Origin of the sequence: Agrobacterium sp. S7/73, assembly GCF_019355535.1 — a bacterium.
Lineage (GTDB): Bacteria > Pseudomonadota > Alphaproteobacteria > Rhizobiales > Rhizobiaceae > Agrobacterium > Agrobacterium tumefaciens.
Map to the genome: position 1 here is coordinate 153,208 of NZ_CP072139.1, position 16,335 is coordinate 169,542.

General features: G+C 55.1%; 11 protein-coding genes and 2 pseudogenes. 5 read left to right on the top strand and 8 right to left on the bottom strand.

The genetic code is table 11. The annotated features are described in order from the left end of the window. Positions 1-349: 349 nt before the first annotated feature. Genes hpaI through J5276_RS30055 form a run of 3 tightly spaced genes read right to left on the bottom strand, consistent with a single transcriptional unit; the run spans position 350 to position 2,823 of the window. Positions 350-1,120 carry a 4-hydroxy-2-oxoheptanedioate aldolase gene (hpaI, locus tag J5276_RS30045; RefSeq protein WP_112650946.1) on the bottom strand — a complete coding sequence of 257 codons (771 nt, stop codon included), beginning with the start codon at positions 1,118-1,120 and terminating at the stop codon, positions 350-352. Positions 1,121-1,127: 7 nt separating this feature from the next. Continuing rightward, a complete protein-coding gene (gene hpaH, locus J5276_RS30050) occupies positions 1,128-1,910 on the bottom strand; it encodes a 2-oxo-hept-4-ene-1,7-dioate hydratase (protein WP_065662879.1) in 783 nt (260 codons plus the stop codon). A 19-nt stretch (positions 1,911-1,929) separates the two neighbouring features. After that, complete coding sequence (locus J5276_RS30055; protein ID WP_065662880.1) at positions 1,930-2,823, bottom strand: intradiol ring-cleavage dioxygenase; 894 nt, start codon at positions 2,821-2,823, stop codon at positions 1,930-1,932. Between the two features lie 248 nt (positions 2,824-3,071). On the opposite strand from J5276_RS30055, the gene J5276_RS30060 reads away from it, so the two are divergent. The 3 genes from J5276_RS30060 (at position 3,072) to J5276_RS30070 (ending at position 5,619) form a co-directional block, all read left to right on the top strand. Beyond that, a complete protein-coding gene (locus tag J5276_RS30060) occupies positions 3,072-3,806 on the top strand; it encodes a GntR family transcriptional regulator (protein WP_112650947.1) in 735 nt (244 codons plus the stop codon). Further along, positions 3,803-4,621: a sugar phosphate isomerase/epimerase gene (locus tag J5276_RS30065; RefSeq protein ID WP_112650948.1), complete on the top strand. Its 819-nt coding sequence runs from the start codon at positions 3,803-3,805 to the stop codon at positions 4,619-4,621. The genes J5276_RS30060 and J5276_RS30065 overlap by 4 nt, the downstream gene beginning before the upstream one ends. Positions 4,622-5,232: 611 nt before the next feature. Then, positions 5,233-5,619, top strand: coding sequence for a hypothetical protein (locus J5276_RS30070; RefSeq protein WP_127966546.1), 387 nt, complete (start codon positions 5,233-5,235; stop codon positions 5,617-5,619). A gap of 1,318 nt (positions 5,620-6,937) precedes the next feature. Here J5276_RS30070 and J5276_RS30075 read toward each other — a convergent pair. The 3 genes and pseudogenes from J5276_RS30075 to J5276_RS30085 all read right to left on the bottom strand — a co-directional run bounded on the left by J5276_RS30075 (position 6,938) and on the right by J5276_RS30085 (position 8,877). Then, positions 6,938-7,341, bottom strand: a pseudogene (locus J5276_RS30075) (VapC toxin family PIN domain ribonuclease). Next, positions 7,338-7,583 (bottom strand): annotated as a pseudogene (locus tag J5276_RS30080) (type II toxin-antitoxin system prevent-host-death family antitoxin). Before J5276_RS30080 ends, J5276_RS30075 begins: the two co-directional pseudogenes overlap by 4 nt. A gap of 145 nt (positions 7,584-7,728) precedes the next feature. Further along, complete coding sequence (locus J5276_RS30085; RefSeq protein ID WP_162694979.1) at positions 7,729-8,877, bottom strand: site-specific integrase; 1,149 nt, start codon at positions 8,875-8,877, stop codon at positions 7,729-7,731. A gap of 199 nt (positions 8,878-9,076) precedes the next feature. Between J5276_RS30085 and J5276_RS30090 the strand changes: the two genes are divergently transcribed. Then, positions 9,077-10,201 carry an RHE_PE00001 family protein gene (locus J5276_RS30090; protein WP_209159687.1) on the top strand — a complete coding sequence of 375 codons (1,125 nt, stop codon included), beginning with the start codon at positions 9,077-9,079 and terminating at the stop codon, positions 10,199-10,201. A gap of 83 nt (positions 10,202-10,284) precedes the next feature. Here J5276_RS30090 and J5276_RS30095 read toward each other — a convergent pair whose 3' ends face one another. Together J5276_RS30095 and J5276_RS30100 are read right to left on the bottom strand one after the other, a co-directional pair. Continuing rightward, positions 10,285-11,919 carry an ATP-binding protein gene (locus J5276_RS30095; RefSeq protein WP_209159689.1) on the bottom strand — a complete coding sequence of 545 codons (1,635 nt, stop codon included), beginning with the start codon at positions 11,917-11,919 and terminating at the stop codon, positions 10,285-10,287. After that, positions 11,916-13,607 carry a PIN-like domain-containing protein gene (locus J5276_RS30100; RefSeq protein ID WP_209159691.1) on the bottom strand — a complete coding sequence of 564 codons (1,692 nt, stop codon included), beginning with the start codon at positions 13,605-13,607 and terminating at the stop codon, positions 11,916-11,918. Before J5276_RS30100 ends, J5276_RS30095 begins: the two co-directional genes overlap by 4 nt. Before the next feature lie 361 nt (positions 13,608-13,968). Here J5276_RS30100 and J5276_RS30105 point away from each other — a divergent pair, with 361 nt between their 5' ends. Next, complete coding sequence (locus tag J5276_RS30105; RefSeq protein WP_209159693.1) at positions 13,969-16,329, top strand: DGQHR domain-containing protein; 2,361 nt, start codon at positions 13,969-13,971, stop codon at positions 16,327-16,329. Positions 16,330-16,335: the final 6 nt, after the last annotated feature.

The following is a 16,335-nucleotide window of genomic DNA, read 5'->3' on the forward strand; positions in this document are numbered from 1 at the left end:
GCTTGGAATTGTCTGTGCTTTTGCATAGCACCCACCCGAAATGCTCCTTTAACAACTCAATTACAAGATCGACAGGCATGGTCTTTTTGACGCAGCCTCGCCTCCTTTGTGCCGGCTGCTAACGTGATACAGGGCTCCTCAATCAGGAGCGACACGCCGCCGCGCGCAGGTGCATGCTGGCTATCAGGCCGGATGGAAAGACTGTTGACACCGATACGGTCGGACCGGTCTCGGCCTCGAATGCGAGTTGGCACGCGTTTGGATCGGATGGCCGCATCGCTCTCACATGCCAATGGGTTCACGCCCATAGGCGCAAGTTCGGTGACGACGTGCCCGGAAGCTCGCATGTCTACAAATGTTTCGAAAACCTGGCCGCTAGTGCTTCTGATCCGCGCGCCAGCAATGCGACATCGACACCGACGGCAGTGAACAGCGTTCCCAATTCCATGCAACGTGCCGCGAATTTCTCGTCAGGCGTGAGTATTCCTGCCGGCTTTCCGAGCCGTTTGAGTAATGCGATCGTATTTTCAATCGCCTCGACCACTTCCGGGTGGCCTGGTTGTCCCGGATAGCCGAAACTGGCTGCGAGATCCGCCGGGCCGATAAATATCCCGTCCACCCCTTCGACCGATGCCATGGCCTCGATATGAGTAATAGCTTCCCGCGTTTCGACTTGAACGAGAACGCAAATCTCCCCCTCCGCCTGCTGGGCATAATTCTTTACCCTGCCGAAACGTGTGGCACGCGTAAGGGCCGAAACGCCTCGAATTCCTTTCGGTGGATAGCGGGTTGCTTCCACCGCGGCTTTCGCTTCGTCTGCATTTTGAACAAAGGGGATTAGAAGAGATTGTACACCAATATCTAGGAATCGCTTGATCAGCACTGGATCGTTGACAGCTGGGCGCACCACCGGGGCGACATCGTAAGCGGCGATCGCCTGCAATTGTGGCAGCACGGTCAGCACGTCGCTGGGGGAATGTTCGGTATCAAACAACAGCCAATCGAACCCGGCTGGCGCCACGATTTCGGCAGCGTAGCTCCCTGGAAGCCCGCACCAAAGTCCTATCTGGCTTTGCCCGGCCTGCAGTTTTGCTTTAAATTTATTGACTGGAAGATCCATCTCAACCTCACGTAAAAGAGACGCCGATTGAGCCAACTGGCCCATAATCAGCCTGAATGACATCGCCCTTTATGATGTCGACCGGTCTCGTAAATGAGCCCGCAAGGACGATCTGACCTTTTTTCAAGCCGCCGCCGACGGCATGAAGTTTGTTGACCAGCCATGCAACGCCGGCGGCCGGATGACCCATGATCGCGGCTGAAACCCCGGACTCTTCGATAATGCCGTTTTTCGACAGAGTTGCTCCGACCCAGCGTATGTCGATATCAAACGGGCGGATCACCCGCCCACCCACGACGATTGCTCCGAAGGCTGCATTGTCGGCGATTGTGTCGGTAATCGCACGCGGAACTTCGGTTCTGTAATCGATGATCTCGAGCGCAGGCAGAATGAACTCCGTCGCGCGCATGACGTCATAGATACGGGTGCCCGCTCCCTCCAGGTCTTCACCCATTACGAACGCCAACTCGACTTCCAGGCGCGGCTTGATGAACAAATCCGTATTTATTTGCGCGCCATCATTGTAGAGCGCATCATCCAGGATCACCCCATAATCCGGCTCGGTCATCTTGGATGCCATTTGCATGGCGCGAGACGTCAGACCTATTTTGTGACCGACAATCCGCGCGCCGCGCGACACACGCAACTCGGCCCAAAGCGCCTGAATGCGATACGCATCCTCAATTTCGAGCTCGGGATAAGTTTTGCTGGGTTGGACAATGGGAGTCCGCGTGGTTTCGGCCTCCAGGATGGCCCTGGCTGCTGTCTGGCGTTGTTCCTCGGTAATCATTATCCGGCTCCAAATAACGTTATTTTATTGGCGGGCGCGGCAAGAGAGCCTCGCCTGCTTCCATGACATAAGTGTAGTCGAGCGAGAACCACGGCGCCTGAATGTCACGGTTGGTTGGATGCGGTTCGTCGTGGCGAATGAAATCGCCGGTGAGTGCCGCAGTCACGCCAAACTGAACGTCGGATTCGATATTCGGATCGCTCGGATCGAAAACCTGCGAAATCAGCGTCTTGTAACCCCGCTTGAAGATCAGCGCGTGCAAATGTGCCGGTCGAAAAGGATGACGGCCCTGAGCCTTGAGCATGCGTCCGACAACGCCATCGACGGGGATGGGATAACCAACCATCTTGACTGTCTGGAACCAGAAACGTCCCTCCCCGTCCGTCGTGAATTTGCCGCGCAAGTTCATCTCCGCCTGATCCGGATCCTGGTTCTCATAAAGACCGACAGGGGATGCGTGCCAGACGTCGACTTCGGCACCAGATATCGGATTGCCTTCGCGATCGATGACACGAGCATGGACGAAAAGCGGCGTACCGGGCGTGTAGGACCGGATGATCGTGCCGCCGTTTTCAACTCTTGGAGAATTCAGGCGCCAAAATGGTCCAAGAAGCGACTGTGAAGTCTCTGTTTGTCCCTTGTCACCGTTATTGAGCAGGCAGACAAGGGACGAAACGCCAAGTGAGCCGGACATGAGGACAAATTCGTTATGACTGTCGGTTTGCATTTGGCCGATCTCGTTGAGAACCGCAGTCGCTTCCCGGAATTCCACCTCGGTCAGCCGCACTTCGCGAACGAAAGCATGGAGATGTTTCACCAGTGCCATCAGGATGTCCCGCATCCTTGGATCAGAGGTCTGGCCCATGGCCGCAATCACGGCGGGCGTTAAGTCTCTTTCAGATTTAATCACCATCGTTACCTCCCAACGCTCGAGTGATACGTAAATAATCGATTATCTGTCAAGCGCTCATCAACGCCCCCAGCGTCAGGATTCTGTGAAATTTCAAAATTATGAGATAAATAGCTGATATCGAAGCTTTTTCCTCTCGACATGCTGACTTGTGCTGTCAAACTATGGTGGAAAACTCCAAATTCGTTGACAATAATAATCGTTTATAATATCGCCCATCGACCAAGCGCGACATTCGCGTGGGAGGTTTCATGAAGCGACAGAGTGCCTCACCCGACGCACCCAGCGAGCAAGCTGGAAATGGTGACTTTGCCGATGACGGCAAGAATACGATTGGAAGCCAACTGGCATTCCGGCTGCGCGAAGCAATTATTTCGGGAGGGCTGGAGGCTGGCAGCAAGATCAATCTCGACAAGGCGCGACAGTCATTCAATGTGAGCCTCAGCCCCTTGCGCGAAGGCCTTGCGCGCTTGATTTCCGACGGGCTTGTAGAGTTTGAAGACAATCGCGGCTACCGGGTCGCGCCAGTATCACTGGCAAATCTGAAAGAGATCACGAGTCTTCGCGAGGAGTTGGAGGTTTTCGCGTTTAAAGAGTCGATTAGGCTCGGTGACGCGGAGTGGGAAAGCAATGTCATGCGCGCGCTTCACAAGCTCAACCGTGCCGACCGCGATGCGAACAAGCCGGAAACTCTCGAATATTGGGAGATGGCGCATCGCGACTTCCATCTAACCCTTATTTCGGGCTGCGGAAAGCCGCTTCTCCTGCATTTCTGCAGGACCCTACTCAATCTAAATGATCGATATCGCAGAAAATTCCTGACCCAGACTTCAGGCGATCGAAATGTCAGCCAGGAGCATAGTGAAATCGCTCAGGGAGCTGTGGCGAGAGACAGCGATTACGCGACTGACAAGCTTCATCAGCACATCCATCGCACCGGCGCTAACCTGCTTGATCATTTGGCTCGTACCGGAGTTGTACTATGACCGATGCGGTGAAAGAGCCGCCCGTCGGCACAGCCCATTTCTCTGCGATCCAACTGCCGCCCCAGCAGTTCGTCAGGCATGCTGCAGTCGCAGGCTTCAATTCCGTAGGACTTCGGCTGCATCCCGCTTTCCCTGGGGCACCCTATTACGAGCTGCCGCAGGGCAGCAGGGATGCAATGGAGTTTCGAACTCTACTCGACAGCGAAGGCATCAACGTTTTTGATATCGAGTTTTTCATTATCGGCCCGGATTTTAACGCTGCCCTCGTCGAACACATCGTTGCCGCCGCCGCCGATATTGGAGCCAAGCGCCTGTCCGCATGCGGCGACGATGGCGACTTGCAACGGCTAATCGGCAATTTGACGGAGTTCTGCCAGCTTGCCGCACGATATGGGCTGGCTGTCGACGTTGAGAACATGGGTTGGCGCACTATCAACACCTACAGCAAGGCTGGTGCGCTGGTCACGGCGTCCGGCCAAGACAATGCAGGTGTCTTGGTCGACGCCATTCACTTTTTTCGAAATGGCGGAAACATTGACGAGATCAAAACTGATATCGTACGGCACGTGCAACTCTGTGACGTAGTGGGGCCGGCACCCAAGCGTCCAGAAAACATGATGACCGAGGCCCGGGCAGGACGGTTGGCGCCAGGTGATGGCATATTGGGGCTGAGCCAATTGCTAAACAAAGTTGCTGGCCATGCCACGATATCGGTAGAGGTTCCATTGGTTGGCGACATCGATCCGCTGGTTCATCTGACAACGCTCAATATGAAGTCCCGGAAAATTCTTCGGCGGGTAGCCGAACAGTTTTAAAGAAGCCTTTGTCGGACTCCCACTGCCCCGCTCAGCGGCGTCGTTAATGGGCCTGCGCGGCACGAAAGTTTCTGTTGCGCGCCACAGGCGCCCTATGGCTCGCCGTCCGATCGCCACGACAGTTCACCAGTCTTTGTTTTGGTTCAGGGTTAGGGGAATCGAACTTGGCGGCCATTGGGCGGGAGGCTAAACGAATTACGGAATCAGGTTAGTGGCCTGGAAGAATATGGTGGTCGCAGCCTGTTCGCCCCCTCCCCGTATTCATGTCCATTTTACCTCGGCGGTCAGATTTCATAGTTTCCGTCCCCACGCGCGCTGTTGGTGACCTTGGGTCGAGGGATCGAGCAGCAGAAGTTATCCTCACACTGAAATGCACATTCTGTCATAGCACGATCAGATCCGTCTGTTGCGGCAGCTTACGGGCTCGGATGTAAATGCATCAGGAATGACGGTTGTCCACGTCCCTGCCCTGCTCGAGTGGATATTGTCGCTTGGTGTAGGTCGTCTGGGTGCGGTGAGGGTTTTGCATGAGATCAACCTCCCTGCCCCTGCCCCCTGCCCCCCTTGCCCCTGCCCCCTGCCCCTGCCCCCCTGCCCCTGCCTCGGGATGATTGTCGACCGTTGAAGTTGATGGAGGACTGCAAACCTTGTCAGCTGACAAGGTTGTCGGTAGCGAGCGTGGTAAACCGCTGACGCTGGTAGCTGGGCGAACTTTAGCGGTCGCGACAACTGAAGATCTGGTATCTGGGCTTCCTGAAGATGAGCTGATCCGTAGCCAGAGCCGCGTCTCCAAAACCTTGTCAGCTGACAAGGTTTTCGCCCTTGGACCTGGGATATCAACTGTCGCAAAATCATCGATGATGCGCTCACGCCTTCGCTGCTTGTACTTACGGATCAATTCTGCCCGTTCACAGATATCAGCGGAAAAAAGTCGCCTCTTGTCGGGTCAGTCCTTCGGGCTGCGGCTTCAAGCCGGCGGTGCGGTTCAGGGCGCGTGAAAGCCTTTGTCGCCCGTGACGGCCCCAGGGAACGAGCCTGGCAGGGTATTAAATCAGTTTTGACCCGGGCAAAATTGTTAAAGGCCGGGCACCGGGGTCTAGCCGAGGAAAACGTCCGACGAAGTATAGCCTTTTCCGGAGCCGTCTACACCGCGTTGATTGCGTCCTGGCGCTTCTCTTGAAAAGGCAGCATTTTTCTCAGGTTGATGCGGCTTTTGCCGCCATGAAAGCGACCTGGGTTCGCTCAACAATCAGCTTTCGCGCCAACTACACGACGGCGCAAAAGAACAGTCGAAAAAACACACTTGTCTAGCGAACGTATCGATCGGATTGCCGATGGACTGAAAATGGACACTGCCCTTCGACGGTCTGTGTCGTTTGAAAGACTTATCGGCCAGCCAAGGCAGCTCATCAGAATATTCCAAGCACATGGCAAGTGAGGAATTTGACTACCAGAGCCACCAGAACGATCGAACCCTCGCTGCGCCCGTTACGTGCTTTCGAAATATTCCCTTCGTAGCCGGGCATCTGCAGCGGAAATACCTACTAAAATTGGAATGGGGAGAACTTCAGAAAGCCTGCTTATCTGGAGGGACAGCAGAGAGATTTCTGCCTGTCGGCAGAGGAGGGCGGTCACGAGGGTAGAGACCGTTTGTAGGATCCCGCTCCTGATTTTTTTCAGGCGGCGAATTTTCCTGAAGATAGCAGGTTCTTTTCGCTGTTCTTACATGGAATTGGGTAGAAGCGGTCACAGATCTGATCGAAAATCGAAATGAGCAGCGCAAAGCCGGCCTTCCGTTGCCCTTTCGTCCACGAAGAAAATATCCCCTTGGGCGGTCGATCATCTCAAATACTGCAGGCTGTGCTGGACTAAGGTGCTGTCAGAGACCGATGATATACCTGCCTGCGCGCCAAAATCCTCGCGCAATGCATCGTCGATGACGGCCTCCAACGCATAATTGATAGCTTAGCTCTATCGTCGAGAAACGCGAGAGATCGCTTCAACAGCCTATGCTGCAGCCAAAGGACAGGCCAGAGGATCCGAACGCCATATCGGACGCCGATTTCTTCAAAAATGTTTAGGCGGCTGAATAATTTGACGCTGCCGCTCATATGCTCGGCGCACGTCGTGGGCCAACCCAAGGAACGAGGCGTCCTTGTCTTTCACAATCGGCGAGTCCTCAATCACGTGATGGATGACTTCATGCAGCCAGACCAAGGGCGTGCAGTGAGCAATAAGAAGATTACGGCGTGATTCCTGATCATTTTGTAGGAGAGCGCTCAGTCCAGCCCTTTCAATCGAAAAGCAACGGCCAGATCAGTCCACCCACTGATCACTGATTTTTATTCCGAAGCCTTCTAAATCCTTGATGTTGCGCGTCGCAATGGTCAATGGGTGAGTGACGGCTGTAGCAACCATCGAGCCGAGCCGGCGACCATTTCGCTTGGCAAGCGCCATCAGATAGGCCCAGGCGAAGGCGGCATGACCTGCCACCGGAATAATCCTGTTTTCTTAAGCGTTGAGGCAGATCATGCGTGAGCCGTTCCTCCAAGGAACCAGCCGCTATCCATCGGCGCGACACCGCGGCGAATTTCAGCAATAGAGACGATGCTGATTAAGGTTCAATCCACGTGCAGCCCTTGAAGGCACTTCAGACACCCTTCATCAGGGCGAGGCTTTGTAACTTTCGACAGAACATTCGTATCGAGTAGAAGTCTCACAAGGACGGGCCACGGGGCTCGTCGTGTTGTCTCTCGGTATCCAAGTCGGCGCCGCATAGCGGCGATACCGACAGAAATTCCGCAAACGATCCCCTGCGAGTAATTTTCTTCAGCTACTCATCTGCAGAAACAACAACCACGCTCGGTTTTCCATTGCGGGTAATCGTCTGAGGCGCGAACTGGACGCACTCTCTTTGATTGTCTCTGGTGAAGGCTGCCTTGCTTCTGCACGTATCGATCATCGGCTTAGGCAGAGGAGGCCATGCCAGCCTGTCGAGAACGTCAGAGAAGCGGGATTTCCGACCTTGCCTAGGTCGTCAGGGAGACCGATTGACTGTGCAACCAGTTCCCACAAGCCGGGGCGTCTGATGCTACGCATGAGCGCCATTACAGAATGCGTGCCGCACGCCCGCTTCGCCTTGTAGCGTTGTTATAGTAGCTGGAAGCCTGCTGCATCGACCGGTGTCTGGACTGCTCCATCGCCTCGAGAAGGGGAATTCCGCGATTGGCGGCCTCCGTCAAATATCCCGATCGTAACCCGTGCGCCGAAAACTCCCCACTGTCTAGCCCGGCCATCTGTGCCCGCTGCTTCAGGATCGCATTGACCGACTGCGGATCGAGCGCACGCCGCGAAACGGTGCCCCATCGCCCAATTCCCCGAAACACGCTGCCCTTTTCGATCTTTGCGGCCGCCAGCCAGGCGTTCAGCGCCTCGACAGGTCGGCCTGTGAGATAGACGACATCGTCCTGCTCGCCGGTCGTCGTTTTGGTTCGACCAAGATGGATGGCAAGTGAGGGGAGGGGAGGACCGTCGTTCACCTCGATCGGTGGCTCGACTGTCAGCTGCTCGACGCGTAGCCTGGCGATCTCGCTGCGTCGACGGCCGCCGGAAGCAAAGGCGACCATCAGGATTGCTTTGTCGCGTAGATCGCGCAGGCTGTCTGACTCGCACGTCGCCAGCAGCTTTGCCAGAACGTCGCCAGTGACGGCCTTTGCGCTCTTGCGCGCACGGGTTCGCGGAACGGCGCGCACGGCCAGACGAATGGCTGACTTAAGAGCAGGGGAGGCGAAGGCACCCGTAAGGCCGCGCCACTTACTCAATGTCGACCAGCTGGCCAGCCGGCGCCGTACCGTGTCAGGCGCGTGCGGGCCAACGGATTTCAGGAAACCCTGACGCCTTAGATTTTTGTCGACATCATCGGGCATGCCGTGGTTGGGGTCACTTGCGCGCTTTTCCGGATCCCACAGATGATGGGCTACGAATTTGAGCAGCAACGCCTCGGGCGCCGGCCAGGGCAGGGACTGTCCGGTGGCAGCGAGACCCCAGGCCTCCAGGTAGGCAAGATCAGACGTCAGGGCCCTTAGCGTATTGTCGCCCATGCCCTGATTAACGAGATGCCGCAGCGTCTCGATGTCATCATCGGTCAACAGCTCGGCAAGCTCGTCGCGGCGTTCGAGCGGCAAAACGGACGCGATGGTATCGAGCTCTTCGGCGCGCCACTCGACGGACGTGTGTGATGTCTTCGTTTTAGGCACGATAGGCTCCAGAATCGCGGGTTTCGGCGGCCGCTGGCACCGTGATTTGCCCCGATTTTCCTCGATTTGCGCCGCGAAATCAACTACCATCGATAATTGAACATTATCGATGGTTATAACGCCAACCGACAATCATGCCATGTGAGGAACCCAAACTTTCTGATAGAGTTCCTGTAGCAAATCGTTTACCATAAAATCAATGGCTTACGATCTCGCGAAAATCAGCATGAGTGAGTTGATGAAGCCGGCTTTCGACGCCGGTGTCGCGTTGACGCGTCTGGATGAGCGCATCGCCCGCTCGCCGGTCGGGCAGGGATGGATCGAGCGGTCTCACTTCACCGACGCCTGCGCGTCCTTGTGGATCGACGGCGACCTCGTCCACCTGGAAGACCTCGTCCTCCATGACGCCACCCGGGACATTCGCACGCCTACCCACGAGCTGACAATCGCCCGCGACGTGCTGCGCACCCGCCGGCGCATTGTATCGCACGCACCAGATTGGGTGTTGTCGGCCGGGGGTATCCGAACTTTGCGACAGACGTCGGACATCAATCCGGCCGGTGCTGAGGCGGTGCATCCGGGCCGCGTCATTCGGCCTGCGGGCGCCATTGATCCGGAGGGGGAGGATGGTTATGACGCGGAGAGTCTACCCGGCGTCGACTATGCCGCCATCGATGCGGTACTTGCCCGATCGGGGGCCGCGATCGAGAACGCAACCCGGCCCGGCCGCGGAGGCGGCCAAGACAAAGATCCGATGATCTACGATCTCGACTGGGACGAAGATGCGCGGCTGGACGAATGGCGTGCTGTCTTGCGCCAGGCCGAACACTTGCCGGCGGTGCTGCAAGCCATCATCGCCCTCGATGCGTGGAATGAGCTTGCCGTCCTGCAGCACGCGCCATGGCTCGGCCGACTGTTGGCCGCCTCCATCCTCCGCCAGGCCGGCATCACGTCGGGCGCCCATCTGGCCGCCATCAATCTGGGCATGAAAACCATTCCCGTCGATCGGCGCCGGCATCGCGATCGGGAAACCCGGCTGATGGCCATTTCTCACGGCCTGATCGCGGCCGCCGAGATCGGGTTAAAAGAGCAGGACCGGCTGGCGTTGGCCCGGACACTGTTCGAGCGAAAGCTGGAGGGGCGCCGGACATCTTCAAAACTGCCGGAGCTGGTTGAGTTGGTGATGGCCAAACCGTTGGTGTCGGCAAAAATGGTGGCGAAGACGCTCGATGTGACGCCGCAGGCGGCGCGCCGGATTGTTATGGAGCTTGGCCTGCGCGAGATGACGGGGAGGGGGAGGTTTCGGGCGTGGGGCGTGGCATAGTGGTCTGGCCGACTGCTCCTTTAACGGCGCACATCCGAACGAATTTTCGCCTCAGCACCTCTTCGGCAAGGCTACAGGTCTACTCAAATCGCCAGCCTCCTCTCGATTTCGCGCCGCGCCTCTTTGTAGAGAACTGGATCGACCATCTCCTGCATCACGCTCCAGACAACGCGCAGAATACGCTCCTCGGTCCCCGTCCGTTCACTGAGAACATCCGCATCAACCTTCGCTGCCAGTTGGCGTTGTAGCCTCCGTCGATTTTCATTCACGGCAGCGAGCATCAACTTTAATGTTCGAGTGTCCTCGTCATTGGTTATGTCTTTCGAGATCTCAGCAGATATTTCTAAGTAGATTTCATCAATGTGGAGAAGAAGAGCAGGGTCATTTCCACCGTCTACGCCAACAGGAAGCGTTAATCTCTTTTCAACAGCCTCAGTAATCGCGTCAGCCGAGCGCTTAAAGCGCTTGTATCGTTCGTTTCTGACCTTCGATGCTTTGTAAGTCCGCTTCGTCAAATCTTGCAGGATCGGAACAAATTCGTCCTGAATACCTCTCCATGCATCGTTTTCTTCGAAGCTGTCCCGGCGAGCGTTGGGTACGACGTCATCACTCAGGATATGGAATTCGCCGATGAACCATTTGTTGAAACGAGCGTAGCTCACCCTCGACTCAGCGAAGAGCCGCTCCATGATATCTGTCCCGTCAATCTGAATGTTCTTCGAACGCACGCGCAGACCAGCGGCGTCGGTGTCGTTCAATGTTGCGACAGTCGGCATATCGCCTATCCACCCCCACCACTTGTTCTCTCCGCTGGTATCAGCGAGCAATGTCACCCCCGAAACCTCAACAGCTTCTTTTTTGCCTTTAGGAGTATGGTGGTTACGGTATGGCTTGAAAATTTGGAACTCGTTGTCGGATATCTCATCGTCATCTCCTGTCTTCAACGGATCTGCAAAGTCTTTCTGGCGTATGAACAGTTCGATCGTCTTGATCGGCTTTCCAAACTCAGCAGCGAAGTTTTCGATCTTTTGCTCATGTGACCAGAGCTTCGGGTAAAACTTCACTGGTGCAGTTTGCGAAAGGTAGGATGAAAGCTTGTCAACGTCTTTCATTTCGTCAGGCGCTAGGTCGATTCCTTCCAATACTACTTCGGTGTAGTGGCTCGTCCTTTCAGTCTCGGACGTCGTCCGATACGTGTCCTTTACCGTATCCGTCAGAAGTGTCTGGATATCTGTTTGGGTGCTCTCAGCTGGGTCCATTTCCTTACGCAAGCGAACACAATCAAAAGTGACGGTCGTCTCCCGTACGTCCGATCGATGTTTCGTGATGAATTTCAACGTGTTGCAATACGCTAGCCCGGCAAGGCGACCAATGCCACGAAAGCCAGCTCGTTCAGACCGTTCCTTCGCGGACGCACCTATCGCAGACAATGTGCTCCAAGCGTTTTCGCTTCTTATCCCGCTTCCATTGTCGCGAATAAAGATTGAGTTCTTGGTTCTGTCGATTGTTATGACGACCCTGCCCTCCGATTTCTGAAGCGTTCCGCTGTCCCGGGCAGTTTCGATCGCATCGAAAGCATTCTGGACGTACTCGCGGATGGTATGGCGCGGCTCGCCGTACATCCCTGTAGTCAGAGATTCCAAGACATACGGACCAATATGTGCACGCCGCGATGGTTCTGAAGAAGCGGCGGGTGGAGTGGAAGTCTCGGAGGTCATAGTTCAACAAAGCCTTTTGTATCGTCCCAATTGACTAGGGTCTGACCGGGCTGGTCCAAGAGTAGCCAATCAAGGGGAACGCTGTAACGTTTCGCAATCGCCGCTAGTAATTCATCTACCGTGGCGTTGCCGGTCGGGAAAATCTTTGTCAGCGAGTCAGCTGAATCGATAGGAATTTCTTCAACAATTTGTCGACCGTCTGCCACGATCTGCTCGAGTTCGCGAGGACGATTGCGTCGTTCTGGTCCGAGCATGAAAGAAACCCGGACTTTGTCAGCATTTTTTGATGGCAAACGAAGATACCGATCCTCATAGCCCGTGATTTCACTCCCGAACTTTTCAAGCGCCTCCGACACATCAAACTTGCCAAGAACGTGGAATATCGCCTCGACGTCGCCGTCAAGGGGGAGAGGGCGCGGCCTATTGTTGGAATCGAAATACAGGTCTTTCAACAGACCGAGATAAAGTGCATTTCGCTCTTCACTTGGTAGGCTTTCAGCCAATAAGTCCAGTCTATAAATCATGTTCGAGGCATTCTGCAGCTCGGTGCGGGTTGCCTGCGAAACGCCGCGTCCCAGGCTCTGCAGCTCATCCGATGAGTAGGTGTTTATGCCTTGCTGGAGGTCATCGAGTGCTCTTTCTTGCTCGATAGCGCTAGTCGATGCCAATCCTTCGACTACTTCAGCCGCCGGAGCCACACCCTCTTGCGCTGCCGCTAGCCGTTCGGCTTCATCCAATGACGTGCCGGCCGCTGGTGACCCAGACGCGGGGACGACCGGCTGAACAGCAGCAAACAGAGCTGGAATCTGGTAGTTTGCAAACCGCTCCAATGCTACGGCAAGCATCGTTGTGTTCACAATGAAAAATTCCGAGATGTGACTGGTCGTGCCGATCTCGTGCGTCAGAAGCGGCGGCGCGAGAAATGTCTCGTAGCCATCGCTCCTGATGTTTCGATGCGGGTTTCCTCCGTCATCGAGGACGGTCTCTGGCCTGAACACCCAATCTGGCTTGTTATCATCCGTCAACAAGACAGCGGACGTGAACGCCCGCTGATCAGAACAGTGTTTGACGATTTCTTGCCAGAAAATTAGGTCGCCGAACCTGTTCTCGGGCTTATTCTTGTCTTTGAAGCCTGGCGGAACTCGTCCTGAAACTCGCGTTCCGTACTCGGCCTCGGCACCGTGCAGCGGAAAGATGTTCGAAGACAGTACGTGCTCGTTGATGAACGGGACGATCTCCGCTGCCAAGTCCTGCCACGTCGTGGTTTGACCCGCGGCCTTACACTGCTTGATGAACTCCTCGGCTGACCGGTCAAGAGCCGCGATGTATTCTCTCCGATCGAGAAAACCTGGTCGGCGACGATTATCGGCGGCGAGACTGACAAGGCGTTTCAGCTCCTTGATCTTCGCTTGGACAGATTTGATCTCGCTTTGAAGGGGAAGCAGCCGCGCCGGGCTCTCGACCATATGCTTGTGGAGTTCATGCGCTGCCCAAACGGGAATCCGGAAGCGCATCTGCAATTTGTCGCTGACCCACTTCAGGAACTCAGTTCGCGCTTCCGCGCTAAGTCCGAACAGCCAAAACAGCACAGAGGTGTCGCAGAACACCACGGTCGTCTCAGCCTTGAGTGCCGCAGCTACTTTCTCGAAATGAGCTTTATGAGACACCGTAGGTGGATGCAGCTTCATGGTGTCGGGCTGCGAGGGCATTGTAGCGGGCATTGTGGCCAGATGTTTTCAGTTATTCGGATAAATATGGGTCTCCAAGCAGTATGATACGTCTTGTCAAGCTTGGCGAGTGCCTCGGCAACTTTAGGGGGCATTTGCTAACGGCAAGTTTCTTTTCGCTGCCTACAGTCGGTAACGTGATTGGTGTAGTGCGGCGGAGTCGCGAAGATCTAATGGTGCGCGACCAGAAACGGCTTTTTCTTGTGCAAAATGCGTTAAGCCGACCGAAAACTAGCGAGAAACAGTGGCTTCGCATAGACGGTTGTTTAATTGCGAGTCAGTATCCTGAATCACGAACAAGCGGTTCAATGTGGATAATGAAATGCTCCAAGGCCTTCTGTCGGGCGATGAACTGAAGTCCATCTACAATGCTCGCGCGAAGAACGTAGACGAGAAGACTGTTTCGGCCGCTTCGAGCGGAAGCCTGTCTTTGAAGATCCAGGCTGAAGAAGCGGACGGGTGGATGGTCTCAAAATCCAACAAGCGCTCCGTTCGCATGACACGAGAAAAGCCTTCCGACCGACAGCTAGAAGACGACATTTGGGCCCTAATGTATCGCATGGGCTTTTCCGAGCTCAACGCCGACCGCAACTTTAAAATCCAGTTGAACGATAAGGCTCCACCCCGCCAGCTCGATGTGTTCGCGAAAGATCAGGACACAGTCTTTGTCGTCGAATGCACCCACGCAAAGGAAAGTGGCGCGAAATCTGTGAAGGCGTTGATCGACAAGATTGGCGCTATTCGAGAAGACGTCATCAAAGCGGTTCACTCGCATTACGGAAAAGAACCAAAGCTCAAGGTCAAGTTCGCTATAGCGACCCGCAACATCGAAACGAGATCAGCCGACCTCGCGCGGGCCAATGAGGCGGGAATTGCCGTGATCACCGATGATGACCTCGCGTATTTTCGCAGGCTCACAGACATCCTGAAAGTCGCAGCACGCTTCCAGTTTCTCGCGAGATACCTGGAGGGCGAGAAGGTCGAAGGCCTTCGAACGCGGGTACCAGCCACGCGGGGCAGGGTCGGTAAGACTACCTTCTACAATTTCCTGATCTCTCCTCACGACCTCCTCCGTATCTCGTACATCAGCCATATGGGCAAGGCTTCGAATGGTGACCTCGAGACCTATCAGCGAATGGTCAAACCAGCTCGGCTCAAGTCTATTGGCGCGTACATCGATGATGGCGGTACGTTCCCGACCAACATCGTAATCAACGTCAAGCAGAGCAACCTCAATTTTCAAGCCCAAGAGAATTTCGGCGAGACTTCGACCGGAATCCTGACACTGCCTGGGCAGTACGGCACGGCTTGGGTCATCGATGGGCAACACCGCTTGTATGGCTATGCCTATGCCAACCGTGATCCCTCGAAGGATCAATCTGTCATCTCTGTGCTGGCCTACGAAAACATCCCGATCCGAGATGAGATTCAGATGTTCGTCGACATCAACACGCAGCAGGTAAAGGTTTCGCGGAATCTGGTAAACGAGATCGTGTCAAATCTGGACGTTGAGCACGAGGACCCGGGCCGGCGCCTGGAAGCAATCTGTGCCCGAACCGCTCTGCGGTTGGACAGCAGCAAAAAGTCGCCGGTCAAGGGCCGAATACTTACGGTTGCTCAAGACAAAAACAACTTCCGCTGTCTGACGCTGACATCCTTGGCTGATGGCATCTATGGCAATGACCTGATTGGCAAGGTTGGACGCTCTTCGAAATCGGGGCCTGTCATCATTCTCCCGGGCCCACTCGGTGAAGCTGGGCAGATTCCGAACCTGACGCTGGAAAAAGCCACCGAAACACTGTCGCTTTATTTCGATCTTTTTGCCGGACCGTTATCGGAGCATTGGAAGTTGGGCGATGCAAAGGGCGGATATCTTTGCACAAACCTTGGTCTACGAGCATTGCTTTCGCTTCTGAAAAAGCTGATCGTGTTCGTTGAAAAGGACGGAAGACGCTGCGTCTTGATGGAGCCGGATCAGATCGTTGATGCTGTTCGCCCTCTGGTCGCTCCCATCGTTGACTACTTCCTGCGGGCGGACCCCGCGGATATCGCTCGCTTCCGGAACCGAGGAAGCTCGCTTGCAAGCGTCGATCAGAACTGTCTGCAGCTGATGGCGATCATTTCCGAGAAGAACCCTGAATTCGCGCCTCAAGAGGTCCGTGACTATCTCGACAGCCAGGATGCTGAGGGCACGAAGCGTGCCAAGGAGATGATTGATGAGATTAATCGTATTCTCTTCAAGGATGTGATCGGGACGCTCAAGCAAAAATATGGCGAAAGCAAAGATGTTTGGTGGCTTCAAGGTGTTCCGAAGACAGTCAGGAACTACTGCGATCAGCAATACAATGAAAACGGTAATACGGACTATGATCGCTGGCAGTATTTATTTCTCGTGAATTACTCTGACATCGTGCTGTACGGCAACAACTGGGACGACTTCAAGGATTATTACAATTTCTACGGAAAGGGAAAAAAGGAAACCTTGGTCCGTTGGATTGCGAAGCTGAATAAGGCTAGGACAGTCACTCATCACGCTGAAAAGGGGCCACTTTCCAAAGACCAGGTGGCTTTCGTGACGAGAGTTCATGAGCTGGTGAAACGTCACATCGAGCAGCGCGAGCCTGTCGACATTAAGGCACGGTACTTGGCCGAAGACGACGACGTTACGTCTGTCGCAGCTTAAGCAGCG

Bases quoted from the DNA above. Each gene is read 5' to 3' on its own strand.
- J5276_RS30065 (WP_112650948.1), top strand. From the start codon at position 3,803: ATGACCGATGCGGTGAAAGAGCCGCCCGTCGGCACAGCCCATTTCTCT.
- J5276_RS30090 (WP_209159687.1), top strand. From the start codon at position 9,077: ATGGCTTACGATCTCGCGAAAATCAGCATGAGTGAGTTGATGAAGCCG.
- hpaI (WP_112650946.1), bottom strand. From the start codon at position 1,120: ATGGATCTTCCAGTCAATAAATTTAAAGCAAAACTGCAGGCCGGGCAA.
- J5276_RS30100 (WP_209159691.1), bottom strand. From the start codon at position 13,607: ATGAAGCTGCATCCACCTACGGTGTCTCATAAAGCTCATTTCGAGAAA.
- hpaH (WP_065662879.1), bottom strand. From the start codon at position 1,910: ATGATTACCGAGGAACAACGCCAGACAGCAGCCAGGGCCATCCTGGAG.
- J5276_RS30060 (WP_112650947.1), top strand. From the start codon at position 3,072: ATGAAGCGACAGAGTGCCTCACCCGACGCACCCAGCGAGCAAGCTGGA.
- J5276_RS30105 (WP_209159693.1), top strand. From the start codon at position 13,969: ATGCTCCAAGGCCTTCTGTCGGGCGATGAACTGAAGTCCATCTACAAT.
- J5276_RS30055 (WP_065662880.1), bottom strand. From the start codon at position 2,823: ATGGTGATTAAATCTGAAAGAGACTTAACGCCCGCCGTGATTGCGGCC.
- J5276_RS30095 (WP_209159689.1), bottom strand. From the start codon at position 11,919: ATGACCTCCGAGACTTCCACTCCACCCGCCGCTTCTTCAGAACCATCG.